Consider the following 15,575-nt stretch of genomic DNA (forward strand, 5'->3'; position numbering starts at 1 on the left):
CGCGTGGAACGAGATGATCGAGAACTCAGCGATCAAGACTTCCGCGGACTGCTGATTTGACCAGGCATGTATGCAATGTCAACGACAATGCTGCCAGTTCTCGAACCATTTCCTCGGCTCGATCACGGGCACCCGCATCACGTCCCTTGGCTACCGGTCCGGCGATCTGGGTAACCAACCCGGCTTCACGATCCGCAGCCAACTTGAACGCACGTAGATGTCGTACTTCCAAACCGTATTCCGCCATCGCCTTGGCTGTCCGGGCCAACGTCACTGCGTCTTCGTCGAAGAATCCGGCAGCGCCTGGCACGATCAGGCCGGTGCGAATGAGGTCGGTCAGGAATCGATCGTCGATGTCCGCGCGAGCGAGAAGATCCGCCCGACCCACTCGGACTTCTCGATCCACCCGGAAAACCTCGGGCGATACTTCTCCCGGAGCGATCGACAGGACGCGCGGACGTCGCGGCGCAGAGTTGTCTGCGCTGACCGTCGCGGCACCACTGTCGATCGCCTCGAGTTGTTCCTTGATGACTTTCAGCGGCAGGTACTGATCACGTTGAGCGGTCAGTACGTAGCGAAGACGCTCGCAGTCCTCGATGGAGAACCTGCGGTATCCCGACGGCGTCCGTTGTGGGCTGATCAAGCCCTCGGACTCGAGGAAACGAATCTTCGAAATCGTCACGTCGGGAAAATCTGGACGCAACCGATCCAGCACGGAGCCGATAGACATCCCCGGCTGGCTCTGCTGCCGCAATGCCGTCATTAGCTACCAGCACCTGCTGACGCCTCGCCCACCTGCGAACCGCCGGAACGCGGGCCGGTGAGGAAAACCAGACGGAACTTACCGATCTGCACCTCGTCGCCGTTGGCCAGCACTGCCGAATCGACAGGCTCACGGTTGACGTACGTGCCGTTGAGGCTTCCGACGTCGACGACGTGGAATTCGGCTTCTTCCTGACGGAACTCGGCGTGGCGGCGGCTGACCGTCACATCGTCGAGGAAGATGTCACTGTCCGGGTGGCGACCTGCCGACGTGGTCGGCTGATCCAGCAAGAAACGCGATCCCGCGTTTGGTCCTCGTTTGACGACGAGCAGAGCCGCGCCGGCAGGTAGACCTTCGACACCCGAAACCGGCTGCTCGGCGGCCGGTGCTGCTGAGGAGTTGTCGAGCTCGTTGAGGAAATCTGCACGGAATACCGATGTGGTCTCCGCCGGCGTCTCCCCGTAGCCCGCGTCGTTACCGTTCTCGCTCACTGTTTCTCCTCCTCGATCAATCGTCCAGATCAGAAATCACTGGACTACGCAGTGCACTTTTTTCTCGAGCATCTTTCACAGTCACTTACAGATACGACCTGCACCCCGACTTGGCACATGCGTACCCCACGACCGTACCCTGCGCGCACCCTTGTGTGCAGCGAGACTGGCCGCGACACAACGGGTCGGCAGTCAAGCCCTAGCTGGACGTCAGTGCGGTGTATCCCGCAGCATCCAAGGTCTCCGAAATCGCACTGTCCAAAGTGGCTTCGTCGGCAACCTCGAGATCGACGAGCCAACCGTTGTTGTACGGATCGGTGTTCACGAGTTCGGGAGCACCGTCCAATTCGCTGTTAGCCGCAATAACTTTCGCGGTGAACGGCGCAAAGATGTCGGATACGCTCTTGGTCGATTCGACCTCACCGAGCGATTCGCCAGCGGTGACGTCTTCTCCCGCGGCGGGGAGCTGAACGAACACCACATCTCCGAGCTGTGACTGAGCGAAGTCGGTAATGCCCACTCGAACAGATGTCGGGCCGGTTCGCTTCACCCACTCGTGCTCCGCGGTGTAACGCAGATCGGTAGGTGTATCGAGCTCACTCACAGTGGCTTCCTTTCACATGCCGCCCGAAAGTTCCGGACGCAAAAATTCAATTTCCGGGTTGAGCGTATTGGCGCGGATTCAATTGTCGCAAGGCGGAGATCGTGACCTGCTGTGATTGCTCGACGGTGGAACTTCCGCCGCCCCGTGACACGTTGTCGAACACTCCGCCCGGAATGTTCAATGCCGCTGCCAAAGTCGGCGGATCGCCGATCGCGCTCACAGTGTACGGCGCTGCGATCTTGGTTCCGTCCACTTCGATGTCACCGCCGCGGCCACCGACCCACGAGTTCACGCCGATCCGGATCGGTTCGCCTGTGGCTCCGGCAATCTGAATAGCCTCGGCTCCGGCGGCACGTAGTTCCTGGATCAGATCGAGAATCACCTCCGGCCCGACACCACCCGTCGGATCGGTCAACGTCATGGTGACGCCAGGACCGCTCGCCGGCGCTGTCCCCACCTGGATGGAGAGGGCATTCAATCGGGCCTGCGCTTCACCGAGAGCCGCGTCGGTGCTTCCGCTGCGCCGCAATGTCGCCAGAGAATCCTCGAGCTCCGAGACTTCCTGTCGCAGCGCGGCTTCGCGCCGATTCAGGTTGTCGAGAACCACAAGGAGATCGGCGGGGCGCGCAGAATCGAGCGAGTCCCCCGCAACGGTGCTGCGCACCTGAGTTGCGATTGCCACTCCCAGAACACCGAGCAGAACTGTCGCAAGAATTGCGAACACCACGTTGCTTCGGTGCTTGTTCACCGGTCGCAACTCGTGTCGTCCCTCGTCGTGCTTCCTGACCGCGTCAGCCATGTCTCACGCTCCGAACAGCCGGCGACGCAGTGCCGCTGCATTGCCGAAGATTCGAATCCCCAGGACCACTACGATGGCCGTCGAGAGTTGCGTGCCGACTCCGAGCTGATCACCCAGCCAGACGATCAGCGAGGCGACAAGAACGTTGAAGACAAACGAGACGACAAATACCTTGGCGTCGAAGATCTCGTCCAAGTACGCCCGCAAGCCACCGAATACCGCATCGAGTGCGGCTACAACGGCAATCGGAAGATACGGCGCGAATGCGTCGGGCACCTGTGGGCTGAAGACAACACCCAGGACGATGCCGATCACCAACGCGGCGAGTCCGTACAGGGCGGAACCGGCCTTCATCGAACTCGCTCCATCTATCTAGGTCCTATCGGTTCAGTCGCAACGCGCACCGGGCGCGTTGCGGCGGGCGGAAGGCTCATCGAATTATCCTCGGCCACAGCAAAACCGACGCCGTACAGCTGCGCGATGCTGGACATCCGCAGGTAGGCATCGCTCACGACAAATTCTCGCTGCAACGCACGAGAGTCACCGATCGCCTCGACGACGTACGGCGAGAAGACGGGCTGATTGTCGACCAGCATCGCGCCGCCGGCCTGACGGATCGTCACCGTCGGGCCGATGCGCACGCCGCCCACGGCAACGGCCTCGGCGCCGCCGGCCCACAGTGCGTTGACCACACTCTGTATATCTCTATCGAGTACGACGCTCTTTCCCCCGACGCTGCGTTGCGATGCGTCGGAAAGATTGGGGCGCCCAGCCGGGTCGGTGAGGGTGACGGTGATGCCTTCGCCGTGTACGGCTTCGGCGCCCGCTTCGGATTCGACGCCGCGCAGTTCCCCGAGAATTTGGTTGCCTTCGGTGTCTCCGGCCAATGCGGTGGCTCGGGCGGCGTCGACCTGCTCGGTGAGGGAGTCCCGAGTCGCGTCCAGATCGTCGATCTGATCTTCGGTCGCACGTACCTTCGCAACGAGATCGGAACGGAGATCTTCGGTGCCGGACACCTGCCCAACTGCCGAGACCGCTGAGACTGTCAGGACAAAACCGAGCAGGAGTCCGCCCAGAGCCAGCCACGGCCCGGTTCGGGGCATGGAGTTCTTGCTGTGTTCATGTTCTCGTTCGAGTGCTGCAGCCTCGTATCCGGGATCGAGGTGTTCGGTCATCAGCGACCGGAGCAGTGACGGCACCGGGTTGCGGCGCACGTCCTCCCCCGTTCTTTTCATCGGGGTACAACCTCGTAGGTCCGCGCAATCCGGGCAGCTTTGAGCACGTAGATCACGGCGGTCCACACGTACAGGACTGTTCCCCAGATCAGGAAGGCAAAACCGAAAGCGTGAGTGAATCCGGCGATCGGCCAATCTCCGTGGCCGGCCAGTATCAGCGGCAACGCAAACATCAGCAGGAATGTCGCGGCTTTGCCGAGATAGATGACCTCGGGCGGCGGGAGGCCGCGTCTGCGGTAGATCGGAAGAGTGAGAGCAAGGATCAAGTCCCGGCCGATCAGGATCGCTGCGACCCACCAGGGGATGAAGTCGCGGGCCACAAACGTCACGAGCGTCGTCACGACGTACAAGCGGTCGACCAGTGGATCGAGAACAGCGCCCAATTTCGAGCTCTGATCGAGAATCCGCGCCAGTTTGCCGTCGAGCCAGTCCGTGAATCCGGTGAGCATCAGCAGCGCCAGCGCCCACCCGTCAGAATGTGTCACCAAGAGCAGGTAAGCGAACACCGGGAGCAGCAGCAGGCGAGCCATGCTGAGAATGTTGGGAACCGTCAGAACTCGATCTGTCACGACAAGTTCCTGTTCACCTGATGTCACTGCACACACCTCGTATTGTTCCGCACTCCGCATCGAACTGCCCGCCGTTGCGGCGCCGTGGTGCCAGCTTTCCACAGCACTTGCGACATTTTGCTCATGGCCGCCCCTCGTGCGTGCCCAGGGTCGCTCGCGCCGTGCGGGTGTTGTTACCGCCAGGCGAAGACGGGTTGTTCGAGGTTGTCGATCCGGGTGTGCCGCCCACTGAGAACTTCCCGGAGTTGGTAGACGACGGCACCGGTCGGAGCATGCACGAGGCTGGTTCGAAACGGCCACTGCACCACAGGATTCGGCGACTCCTCGATCGACACGAAACGCGGGTCCACATCGAGTTCGGCTGATGTGACCGCGTACAACGACGCAACCTCGTCCGGGTTGGGTACCAATTTTTCGATCTCGGCGCCCGACCACACGACAAACGGGCGGATCACGAAGCCTGAGCGTGTGACGTAATCGTCGAGGCGGCCGATGATGTCGGACGTCGCGGCGGTCAGCCCCAGTTCTTCGGAGAGTTCGCGCAGGGCGCCTTCTTCGGGTGTTTCACCGGCGTCGACGCTCCCGCCTGGCAGGGCGAATTGACCGGGGTGCGCGCGCATTTTGCTCGGCCGCTTGGTCAGCGGGAACACCGATGTGCCGTCGGCATCTCGCATCAGGGCAAAGACCACAGATGCCAACCTGCGCCCGTCGAGGTCGACAGACCGCGGTTCGAAGGTCGAAAAGGCTGATTCGACATGGGCCCGATCCAGTAAATCCGCGTTCACCATTTCTCGACAGTAGCGCGGCCCCGGCGAGATTCAGACACAGGCCAGTTTCCAATTGAGCGTTTTGCGAGAATACCTGCGGAAAACCCTGTCATGCTGACGTAGTGAAGGCATGGTTCGAGCACACGGTCGTCGATACCGGACGACTACCGTTGTTCTTCCTGCTGGTCGCGTTCCTGCTTACCTTTCTGTTCATCAGATTCAGTGTGCGCATGATCCGCGCCGAGGTGTCGTGGTGGCCGGGCAATGTCACGCCGGGCGGCATGCATATCCATCACATGGTGTTCGGGCTGATGATGATGCTCGTCTCCGGGTTTGCCTTTATCGCATTAGCGGATTTCCACACCCCGGTCGCCAATTGTGTGCTCGCGTCGGTGTTCGGAATCGGTAGCGCCTTGGTTCTCGACGAATATGCGCTGGTTCTGCATTTGCGTGATGTCTATTGGGCCGAAGAAGGTCGGTCGTCGATAGATGCGGTCTTCGTGGCGATCGCCATTTCCTTTCTTTTCTTGTTCGGCGTCCATCCGATCGGGTTTGCCGGCGAGTTCGACCCGTACGAGGAAGATCGCAGTATCGCAACCCTCATTGCAATTGTTGTCGCGCTGATACTCCAATTGGCACTCGCGATGATCACACTTCTCAAAGGCAAGTTGTGGACCGGTTTGATCGGATTGTTTTTCCCGCCGCTCCTCATCGTCGGCGCAATCCGGCTGAGCCGACCGGGTGCGCCGTGGGCCAGATCCCGGTATCGCGACAAGCCGGCGAAGATGTCTCGCGCGGTCGCTCGCGAGCAACGCGTCAGGGAACCACTGATCAAAGCCAAAATTCGATTCCAGGAAAGCGTCTCGGGGAGTTTCGGGGTACCGGAACCAATCCCTTCAGCAGCAGCTGAACCGACCACGGTGTCGACACCCGAGCCCCCGGCTACGACTCCGAAGTGGCGGCTATCCGACGCACTGCGGTGGCGTCGTACCCGCAGACGGCTTCGCACCGTCCCCGTGTGGCGGTTACCTGTTCTGCTTGTCGTCGCGGCATTCTTCTTGGCCGACACGCTTATCGATCTCGACAGTTCGGTATTCGACGGCTTCGGTTCTGATTCGCTCGAATATGCCGTAGATCCGGGAGCCACAGCCACTCTGCTGAGCGTGATTGCCGGTGGAATGATCACCCTCACCGGTCTGGTGTTCACTGCGATCACACTGGCCATGCAATTCGGCGCTTCGCAGATATCGGTGCGAGTGGTGCCGATGCTGGCTCAGCAGCGAGTCATGCGATGGTCCATCGGGATGTTTCTCGCGACATTTGTCTACTCGATCATCGTTGCCCTCGATCTTGCTCTCAACACCCAACATTCAGCTCCCCAGATATCCACGTACACGGCGCTGTTTCTTGCGATCATCAGCGCCATTCTGTTTATTGCACTGGTGTCCCGAGTTGGCTCGATTCTCAATTCCAGTCGCCTCCTGCGATGGATCGCAGCCGAAGGACGAAGCGCAATCGTTCGCTCCTACCCGCATTACGACGAGTCGACGTTGGACGCAACTGCTGCACCCGTAGTCGCCAATCCCGCACTGGCCGACGACGAGTCCGCAGACCTCTTGATCGTCCGACTGCGACACCTCTCCCCCAACGGGCGCATACTGCTGGCGATCAACCTGCCGCGACTGGAGCGGTTGGCATCGAAGTGGGGGGTCAGCATCGCAGTCGTGCCCGGCATCGGAGAATTCGTCGCCCAGAACGCGCCGCTGTTCGAAGTCCGTGGCACCTCGATGGCGATCCGTCCGGATTCGCTGATGTCGTGCCTGGTTTTCGGTGACACTCACGGTCCCGTAGTCGGTCCGGCCGCGGCAATCCAATCCATTGTCGATATTGCGCTCAAAGCATTGTCTCCGGCTATCAACGATCCTGGCCGCGCGGTCCAAGCTCTCGACCACATCGAGGATCTGCTCGTTCTGCTGGCACCGCGGGTGCATGCCGACTCCGCGACGTCCACGTTGACCCGAATCCGCGGGCAGCAGAGAACCTGGACGGACTACGTGTCCATCGCGACCGACGAAATTCGGCACTTCAGTACCAATTCCGCCCAGGTGCAGCGCCGCTTGCGCGCCGTGTTCACGACCTTGCTGGCAGCGTGCCCGGTGGATCAGCACGCTCCGCTCCTCGAACGCCTCGACGCCATGGACGCCGAACTGACCCGCGAGTGGACCGGCGAACTGGACATACGCCTGGCCGGTGTCGCCGATCCCCAGGGCCTCGGATCCGAGGCAGGTGCAAGCGGCCGTGTCCATCCTCTGATTGTCGGACAACCAGGAGCGAAGTAATTCAGAGCGCCGAGTTGAACGCCTGAACCTTCAGATCCCGAGACAGGTTGTCGCGCTTCTCGAGCACCAACCGCCGCAACGACGCCGGCGCATCGGCATTGGCGTCGAGCCACCGATCGACCGCAATCAGATCCCCGGACGCCGGGAACAAGCCATTCACCAGGCGCCGCGCAATCTCGATGCTGCGCCCTGACCACCACGTGCGCAACGAGGCAAAATAGTCCGCCGCGTAGCCCTCGATCAGGGACGCGTCGACGCCGGCTTTGAAGCCGCCGATCATGGCATCGAGATGATCGTTCGACAATGTGAAGTCTGTGGTTGCGGCCTGCCAGACGCGTTGCTTGGTCGCTGCGGTGGGCAACGACGCGAGTGCGCGAGCGTATGCGATCCGGCCGGCCGATGTCCCGTCGCTGCGCAACTCGTGGTCGAGGTCACTCGGTTCGGCAAAGCCTGTGGCAGCCAGGGCAATCCACATCGACCACCGAAGATCGGGGTCGAGAGCGAGCCCGATCGGGCCGGGGCTCTCGCCGAGCAGGATGGCACGCAACGCGTCAGCCCGCGAATCGTCGAGCGCCGCCGCGGCGGCACAGGCTCGGGCCCACGCCAACTGACGGCCCGATTCCGGTTCGCTCTCGAACATCGCCTTCCATGCCGTCGCCAACCACCCAGCCGCCGCGCTGGAGCGCAGCTCGCGCGGAACGTAGTGCGCGATTGCGAACTGCGCGTCAGCAGTGATCGAACTGAGAATCGCCAGGTCCGGTTCGGAAGGGCCACTTTGTTCGGCCACCGCGAGGTACCGGAATACCGACAGCTCACCGTCACGTACGGAGTTCCACAGCGAGGACAGAATCAATCCACGCGCGAGTGGATCGACAACACGCTCGAGCGACGATTCGACGGTGGCCAGCGACGCGGCGTCGAGCCGAATCTTTGCGTATGTCAGGTCGTCGTCGTTGAGCACGATCAGTGGTCCCGCGGGAACGTCGATCGGTGTGCGCTCCGCCGAAATGTCGACCTCGACGCGTGCCGTGCGAACCAGGTCGCCGGTATCGCCGTAGTTGTAGACCCCGACTGCCAGACGATGCGGTCGTGGATCAGTTTGCACCAATTCCCCGCCCTCGAACGTCAACGTCGACACTCCCGTTGTCTCGAGCCAGGCACGTGACCAATCGCGCATGTCTCGCCCGGACGTCGCGCTCAGCGCGTCGAGGAAATCGACTAGCCGAGTGTTACCGAAAGCGTTCGCCCGGAAGTACTTCCGTGACGCCTCGAAAAACGCGTCACGCCCGACAAAGGCCACCAGTTGTTTGAGGACACTCGCACCTTTGGCGTAGGTAATGCCGTCGAAGTTCAGCTTCGCAGCTTCCAGATCGACGATGTCGGCGACGATCGGATGCGTGGTCGGCAACTGGTCCTGCACGTACGCCCAGGCTTTTCGCTTGATCGCAAACGCCACCCAGGCGTCGGTGAACCGCGTTGCCTCGACGCTGACAAGCGATCCCATGAAATCGGCGAACGATTCCTTGAGCCACAGATCGTCCCACCACACCATGGTCACGAGGTCGCCGAACCACATGTGTGCCATCTCGTGCAGGATCGTGTTCGCGCGGCGCTGGTACTGCTCGGCAGTGGCTTTGCCGCGAAACACGTAGGACTCTGTGAAGGTGACGAGGCCCGGATTCTCCATTGCGCCGAGGTTGTATTCGGGAACGAATATCTGGTCGTACTTGCCGAACGGATACGGGTAGTCGAAGGCATCGGCATAAAAGTCGAGACCTTGCCGAGTCACCTCGAACACGTCGTCGGCATCGAGGTACTGGGCCAGCGACGCTCGGCACAGAACACCCAGTTCGACGGTGAGGTCGCCGCGACTCCACCCCGAACTCACTCGATGGTACGGACCGGCCGCCACTGCCGTGATGTACGTCGAAATAGGCAGTGTCGGAGCAAAAGTGACGGTCTTGCTGCCGGCGAAATTCGAATCTGTCTGCACGGGAACCTGATTCGACAGCACTTCCCAGGACTGCGGTGCCGTGACCACAAAAGTGAATGGCGCCTTCATGTCCGGCTGCTCGAAGCACGCAAACACCCGACGCGCATCCGCTGGTTCGTATTGTGTGTAGAGGTACGCCTGCCCGTCGGCGTCGTCGACAAATCTGTGCAGACCCTCTCCGGAGCGGCTGTACTCCGCAAGCGAAACAACCTGCACGACGTTCACATCCGACAACCCGTTCAGCGCGATCCGCGCACCGTCGTACTCGACAGCGATGCGACGGCCGTTCACCTCCACCGATTCGACTGCCCTACCGATGAAATCGAGCCACGTAGAATCCACGGTCGATGTCATCTCGATCGTGGTGACGGTCTTGAACGTCGCCACAGCAGGGTCGACCGCCGAGCGGAGGTCCAACTCCACTCGATAACCGGTGACCGATACCGCGGACGATCGGAGAGTGACTTCAGTTCGGTTCAGGTTTGCTGTGCTCACCCGTCTGATCCTGCCAGGCCGGGCGAACATCAGGTCCCCTATCCAGTGAAAGCTCCCTGCCACACGGTGTCGAACGGCGTGTGCGCCGAGACCCGGGCCTCGATACCCGCGGTGACAAACTTCTTTGCCAGTGCCACAGCTTCTCCCACGTCAGCGCCCTTTGCGAGTTCTGCGGTCACCGCAGCGGCAAGGGTGCAACCGGCACCGGAGACGCGCTCCTGGCCAACCTTGGGAGCAGAAAGTACCGTCACGTCGGTTCCGTCGAACAGCACGTCGACGGCGTCGTCGCCGGCCAGTTCCACGCCACCCTTGGCCAGAACGTACTTCGGTCCGAGATCGTGGATACGACGCGCTGCTTCGATCAGTTCGTCGACGCTCGAGATCGCGTCCATTCCGGCCAAGGTGCGCGCCTCGAAGAGATTCGGGGTGACAACAGTTGCGAGGGGCAGGATCGAATCACGAAGTGCCGTATCGGTATCGAGTGCCGCTCCGGGCTCCTGACCCTTGCAGATCAGAACCGGATCGAGAACCACGTGCCGCCACGACTGACGACGCAGCCCCTCCGCAACAACCTCGATGGTCGCGGGAGTTCCCAGCATGCCGATCTTCACGACGTCGAGATCGTGCGCCGACGTTGCTGCCTCGATCTGGTCTGCGATCACCTCGGGTGCGATGGGGACAAAGCGGTGGCCCCAGTTGTTCTTCGGGTCGAAGGACACGATGCACGTCGTGGTGGCGATTCCGTAGACACCGCGGGCCTGGAAGGTCTTGAGGTCGACCTGTAAGCCGGCACCACCGGTGGATTCGGATCCAGCGATGACATAGGCGAGGTCAACCACGGTACAAACTCCTTTTGAGGCTTCGACACCATTCACGGATACCCGCGAACGCCGGAGGTCGAAGTTTATCAACGTTGACCCCGGCGCTTCTCCGCGACTACGTGTCCTGGTTACTCACCCGCTCCACCGGAGGGTACGAATAGGTTTCGTCGAGGATCGCCTCCCCTGGCATATAGAGCCGAAGCACCAGCCTGAATGCTGCATCGGGCGACGGCAGCCAGTTTGCTCGCGCGGTGGCGTCGGTCGGCGCGTCCTTCGAGATGGTGATCCGGAGAGACCCATCTGTTTCGTAGCGGATTCCGGCGGTGCGGTCGCCGATCGAGTACCGGTCTATCGGGTTGTCAACCAGGTAGTAGCGCGGAATGTCGTAGAGCGTGATCGACCAGAATGCGCCGACGGGCGGTTTCTCCGGGAAGTTGATGAGATAGGTGTTCTCGCCGATCAGAGGCGCTCCGGTCACGTCGGTGAAGGCTTGTGCATACACCGCTTCGTAGGCGTGATTTCCCCACAGCCCCAGGCGGCACGCAATCGCCCTTTCGACAATGCGCACCTTCTCGTCCAGGATCTTCCACCGGTCGTCGTCGATCGTTCCGAGGCCGAGGTTGTAGAGGTTGTAGTCGAAGAGATGCAGGCCCACCGTCCATCCGTTGAAGACCGGTGCCTGGCCGTGTTTGGTGGCGTCCTCGAGCTCCGCGACGCCGTCCGCATACCAGGCGCGCAGGTCATCGCTGTCGACATCCGGAGACCACAAACCGGAAAACTGCTCGATCAGGGCAGATTCCGCGGTCGGAGCGGGGAATGCCTGTGACCAGCGGTGTGCCTGCTGCCAGAAGAGCAGATCGTCGGTAAGGTTCGCGTCCACCGCGGGTAGACCGTTCACTGTCGCGGCCGGGTCGAGTGACTCGAGTATCAGCAAATCCTGCAGCTTCGTCACGGCGGGAATGTCGCCAGGGCCGGTGCAGGCAAATCGGCCGACTATCGACACAATGTCGGTTGAGGCCTGGACCACCGGATGCTCCGATTCTCCGGTCCAGCCCGGTGGGACGATCAGAAAACTGCCGGCTTCATTGCCCGTAGCCCGCGTGCCGACATACGCGATGTTGTTCGTCCAGGCGTCGACAAATTGGAGTACGTAATAGCGATCCCCGGTTGCGGGCACGTCCAATCGCAGTGGTCCACCCGAAAGGTCAAGCTGCGCCATCGAATAGACGGTGTCGTTGTTGATCGTGACAAACGTGTCCTCTGGCCCTGCAAGTTTGCGGGCATGCGAGAAACTGTTGAACGGTGTTGCAGGATTGGAGCCGACGCCGGTCGTGACATAACGCTCCACCTGTCGGAGGTTCTCCACCAGCGGGTAGTAATAGAAATAAGCAGCGGCCGCGGTCTCTGTCAGTGCACTCACACTCGTGTCCTTCAATCGGGCACTGTAACCAGTGCGGCGAAGACGCTAGTGCGGCCAACGATATCGATAATCGCGACAATGCGTAGAACTACGACAAATCGGGAATCCGTGTCGCCCAGGCGATGTCGTTGTCCTCGTAACCCAGCGGCGGACCCACAAACTCTCCCCCGCACGTGATCAACGCAAGCGTCTCCGGTCCGTCCATTCGGTTCAGGCGCTCGACTGGTAGTTCCCCGTCCTTGCGGTACTCGTCAACCGCATCGATCCGATAGGTCCACTCGTGGCCATCCTCCCCGGTCAACGTCACAACCGACCCCGGAGTCAACGCGGAGAATTTCTTTCCGAAACCGTCACCGGCGTACACGTCATTGATGTGGCCGGTGATCACAACAGTTCCCGTACCCGAACCCGGAAATGCGGAGTCCGCCCACCAGCCGACCTTGCTCACATCCTCCGGAGGAATCAGCGAACCACCCGACGTTGTCTTGATCGCAAGAACCACGGCGGCCTCGCTGCCGATGCGCAACTGAGTCGGTGTTGCCGGATTGTCGACTACCGCCTCCAACGCAGATGGCAGATCCTCCTGCCCGGTCGCGAGAACCCGAACCGGTTGGTCACTGTCGTCCGAACACCCACTGACACACAACAACACCGTCAGCGCCGCTGCGCCGCACAGGCGCCGAAGCGTCTGGCGAGACGATTGCGTCACCGCGAGATCGGCCCGGACGGAACCTGGGAAATCGGAACTCGATTGCCTACATCGCGTCCGGGCAGTTCACCGTTCTGGTTGCCACCGTTGTTTCCGCCATTTTCGCCACCACCGCCGCCGTTTCCGCCACCCTGGTTGCCGCCATTCCCGCCGTCGTCTGGGCAGTCGGTCCCCGGATCGGTTGTATCGCCCGTCAGCACGATCTTGACCGCGGAGAGGTCGACGGATTGATTCTGCGCCACGAGGTTCGGAGTCGACGCATCAAAGGCGAGGGTTGCTCGGACCGGAATCACTCGTCCGTTGTCCGTATGCGTGACTTTCGTTCCGGACATCCCCAGATCCTGGGTCAATGTCATACGTGAGCGGAGTTCTGGGTCGCCGGTGAGTCCCGCGCCGTCGATCCGCAAGGTGCCGCTGACCGGGCTGCCATGCGCGCGGATGGTTACCGAGGCTCGAAACTCGAGAGTGTCGCCTGGGACAGCGCGCCAGGACTCGATGGAATTGATCTTCGTGCCGGGTGTGCCGGTCGAGACGTCGTACCAGCCGTCGACGACGGCTGGATCGAGCGACATGGAGTTGTCATTGATCTCGGGAACGCACGTCTGCGTCAAAACGGGCGCGGCGCCGGCTACTCCCGGCAGCGCCGTAGTGATCAGGGCTGCGGTGGCAAAGATCGCTGCGCACGCACCTGCGGTACCAAAAGTTCTCATTCCCGCTACCCTCACCTACGGTCTGACAATCTGGTCAATTCAGTCAAAATACCAGTACAATCGCATATAACGGCACGATCGGACTGACAAAATATTCTTGTGGTGCCATCGGGCAATTATTCCGCAGCCGATCCCGACATTGGGTACATCGTTTCGGCGCGATTCAAAAGTTACAGTTCACCCGAGTAACCGCCGCGCGGCAATTGTGCTCACGCAGGCCTGATCATCCGCGCGTGTGCATAATCGGCGAGCGGCAGCGGAATGATTGCGGTGTGCAGTGCCGCGTGACGTGTTTGGCGCAACTCGCAAATGTCAAACCTGAGACATGCCACCTCGAGCACAAACGCCGTGATCCGACATGCGCACCGTGTCGAATAGACCCAGCAGACAACCGAAATGGTCGCTCGAGGCGGTGGCTGAATATCTCGGCGCGGACAGCGAGTTACTGCACGAGCAAGGAACCCTGGTTGTTGCCGGCGTCTGTCAGGACTCCCGTCAGGTTCGCCCTGGCGATATTTACGCGGCGCTGCCAGGCACCGAACACCATGGTGGCGAGTTCGTCGCCGAAGCCGCGCAGAGGGGTGCCGTCGCTGTGGTCAGCGATCGACCCACTGAAATATTGCCGGCGTTTGTGGTGAAGAACCCCCGAAAGATCCTCGGCCCTTTGGCCGCTTGGATATACGGCGATCCCTCCACATCGCTCGACGTATACGGCGTTACCGGCACCAACGGCAAGACCAGCACTACATTCATGCTCGAAGCCGGTCTAGCCGCGGCCGGACTGCGCACCGGCATCATCAGCGGAATCTGCGTTCGGGGACCAGACGGCGTATCGGAAGCGGAGCGAACAACACCTGAAGCGTGCACGTTGCAACGTACGTTGTCCGCTTTCGTCGACAACCGCGTCGACGCCGTCGCTATGGAAGCGTCGAGTCATGGTCTTGCACTACACCGAGTCAATGGGACGTTCTTTCGCGTCGCTGCCTTCACGAACCTTTCGCGTGACCATCTGGATTTCCACAAAACTATGGCGTCGTACTTCGACTCGAAGGCGCAGCTTTTCTTACCCGAACGTTGCGCCCGCGCGGCGATCAGTGTCGACGATCAGTACGGCAAAGCCCTCGCTGAACGCGTCACTGTTCCTCGTTTGACCTTCTCATCGCTTGGTGCCAGCGCCGATGTCACCGCCACTGACATCGAGGCCGATCAAACGGGAACATCTTTTGTTGCACGCCATGGGAGTTGGGAGAGGAAAATCCGGCTGCGCCTGCTGGGGTGTCACCAAGTTGACAACGCATTGGCGGCAATTGCCGCTCTTCGCATCGGAGGAGTCGATATCGCGGCGGCGCTCGACGGTATCGAAAATCTCGACACCGTCCCCGGGAGATTGGAAAATGTGGAAATAGGACAGAATTTCCTGGCATTCGTCGACTACGTACACAACGCAGGTGCGCAACTCCGCTTGTTTCCGTACCTGCGCTCGTTGTCGAAGGGAAAGATCATTGTCGTCATCGGCGCCACTGGGGGCCGGGACCCCGGCAAACGCGAGCCTCTGGGTCGTACTGCCGGCAGTCATGCCGACGTCGTTGTCGTCACCGACGAAGGTCCGTACCACGATGACGCAACAGCCCTCAGAAATGACGTGGCCGCGGGGGCGCGACTCGCGAATCATGCAGAGGTGCTTATCATCCCGAATCGGAGTGACGCTATACGGACCGCCGTATGCTTGGCAAAAGCAGGCGATATCGTTGTCGTTGCGGGGCGTGGGAACGACCACGTGATGAACTACGACGGTACGGAGATAGTGTTCGACGATCGCCAAGTACTCGAGCGCGCACTCGTCAAGTATGCAAAATAGTT

The 15,575-nt window shown here is 61.0% G+C and carries 15 protein-coding genes; 2 read left to right on the forward strand and 13 right to left on the reverse strand.

The window, feature by feature from the left end; translation table 11 throughout:
• Positions 1-25: 25 nt before the first annotated feature.
• From C7T36_RS23845 to C7T36_RS23880, 8 genes are all read right to left on the reverse strand, one after another.
• Positions 26-763, reverse strand: coding sequence for a MerR family transcriptional regulator (locus tag C7T36_RS23845; RefSeq protein WP_033231913.1), 738 nt, complete (start codon positions 761-763; stop codon positions 26-28).
• Positions 763-1,254 (reverse strand): glycogen accumulation regulator GarA, encoded by a 492-nt coding sequence (garA, locus tag C7T36_RS23850; RefSeq protein WP_033231912.1) that lies wholly within the window; start codon positions 1,252-1,254, stop codon positions 763-765. The genes C7T36_RS23845 and garA overlap by 1 nt, the downstream gene beginning before the upstream one ends.
• A gap of 199 nt (positions 1,255-1,453) precedes the next feature.
• Positions 1,454-1,858 (reverse strand): glycine cleavage system protein GcvH, encoded by a 405-nt coding sequence (gcvH, locus tag C7T36_RS23855; protein WP_033231911.1) that lies wholly within the window; start codon positions 1,856-1,858, stop codon positions 1,454-1,456.
• Between the two features lie 46 nt (positions 1,859-1,904).
• Positions 1,905-2,657, reverse strand: coding sequence for a DUF881 domain-containing protein (locus C7T36_RS23860; protein ID WP_033231910.1), 753 nt, complete (start codon positions 2,655-2,657; stop codon positions 1,905-1,907).
• A 3-nt stretch (positions 2,658-2,660) separates the two neighbouring features.
• The gene (locus C7T36_RS23865) at positions 2,661-3,011 is read right to left on the reverse strand and encodes a small basic family protein (protein ID WP_033231909.1); all 351 of its coding nucleotides are present in this window, start codon (positions 3,009-3,011) and stop codon (positions 2,661-2,663) included.
• Positions 3,012-3,025: 14 nt separating this feature from the next.
• Entirely contained in the window at positions 3,026-3,892 is an 867-nt protein-coding gene (locus C7T36_RS23870) for a DUF881 domain-containing protein (RefSeq protein ID WP_045067855.1), read from the reverse strand.
• The gene (locus tag C7T36_RS23875; protein ID WP_371851319.1) at positions 3,889-4,422 is read right to left on the reverse strand and encodes a CDP-alcohol phosphatidyltransferase family protein; all 534 of its coding nucleotides are present in this window, start codon (positions 4,420-4,422) and stop codon (positions 3,889-3,891) included. The genes C7T36_RS23870 and C7T36_RS23875 overlap by 4 nt, the downstream gene beginning before the upstream one ends.
• A gap of 212 nt (positions 4,423-4,634) precedes the next feature.
• Positions 4,635-5,249, reverse strand: a complete 615-nt coding sequence (locus tag C7T36_RS23880; protein WP_033231907.1) for a CoA pyrophosphatase — start codon at positions 5,247-5,249, stop codon at positions 4,635-4,637.
• A gap of 101 nt (positions 5,250-5,350) precedes the next feature.
• On the opposite strand from C7T36_RS23880, the gene C7T36_RS23885 reads away from it, so the two are divergent.
• Entirely contained in the window at positions 5,351-7,567 is a 2,217-nt protein-coding gene (locus C7T36_RS23885; protein WP_045067856.1) for a DUF2254 domain-containing protein, read from the forward strand.
• Position 7,568: 1 nt separating this feature from the next.
• Here the strand turns inward: C7T36_RS23885 and pepN are convergent, their stop codons facing one another.
• From pepN to C7T36_RS23910, 5 genes are all read right to left on the reverse strand, one after another.
• Positions 7,569-10,055 carry an aminopeptidase N gene (gene pepN, locus C7T36_RS23890; RefSeq protein ID WP_045067857.1) on the reverse strand — a complete coding sequence of 829 codons (2,487 nt, stop codon included), beginning with the start codon at positions 10,053-10,055 and terminating at the stop codon, positions 7,569-7,571.
• A gap of 38 nt (positions 10,056-10,093) precedes the next feature.
• Positions 10,094-10,894: a bifunctional hydroxymethylpyrimidine kinase/phosphomethylpyrimidine kinase gene (gene thiD, locus C7T36_RS23895; protein ID WP_033231904.1), complete on the reverse strand. Its 801-nt coding sequence runs from the start codon at positions 10,892-10,894 to the stop codon at positions 10,094-10,096.
• A 97-nt stretch (positions 10,895-10,991) separates the two neighbouring features.
• Positions 10,992-12,296: a DUF1254 domain-containing protein gene (locus C7T36_RS23900; protein WP_106939801.1), complete on the reverse strand. Its 1,305-nt coding sequence runs from the start codon at positions 12,294-12,296 to the stop codon at positions 10,992-10,994.
• Positions 12,297-12,384: 88 nt separating this feature from the next.
• Complete coding sequence (locus C7T36_RS23905) at positions 12,385-13,005, reverse strand: class F sortase (protein ID WP_239654742.1); 621 nt, start codon at positions 13,003-13,005, stop codon at positions 12,385-12,387.
• On the reverse strand, positions 13,002-13,715 hold the full coding sequence (locus C7T36_RS23910) for a hypothetical protein (RefSeq protein ID WP_045067859.1): 714 nt from the start codon (positions 13,713-13,715) through the stop codon (positions 13,002-13,004). The genes C7T36_RS23905 and C7T36_RS23910 overlap by 4 nt, the downstream gene beginning before the upstream one ends.
• Before the next feature lie 412 nt (positions 13,716-14,127).
• Here C7T36_RS23910 and C7T36_RS23915 point away from each other — a divergent pair, with 412 nt between their 5' ends.
• A complete protein-coding gene (locus C7T36_RS23915; protein WP_239654743.1) occupies positions 14,128-15,573 on the forward strand; it encodes a UDP-N-acetylmuramoyl-L-alanyl-D-glutamate--2,6-diaminopimelate ligase in 1,446 nt (481 codons plus the stop codon).
• The last annotated feature ends 2 nt before the right edge of the window (positions 15,574-15,575 follow it).

Origin of the sequence: Rhodococcus sp. AD45-ID (assembly GCF_003023755.1) — a bacterium.
Taxonomy (GTDB): Bacteria; Actinomycetota; Actinomycetes; order Mycobacteriales; family Mycobacteriaceae; genus Rhodococcus_F; species Rhodococcus_F globerula.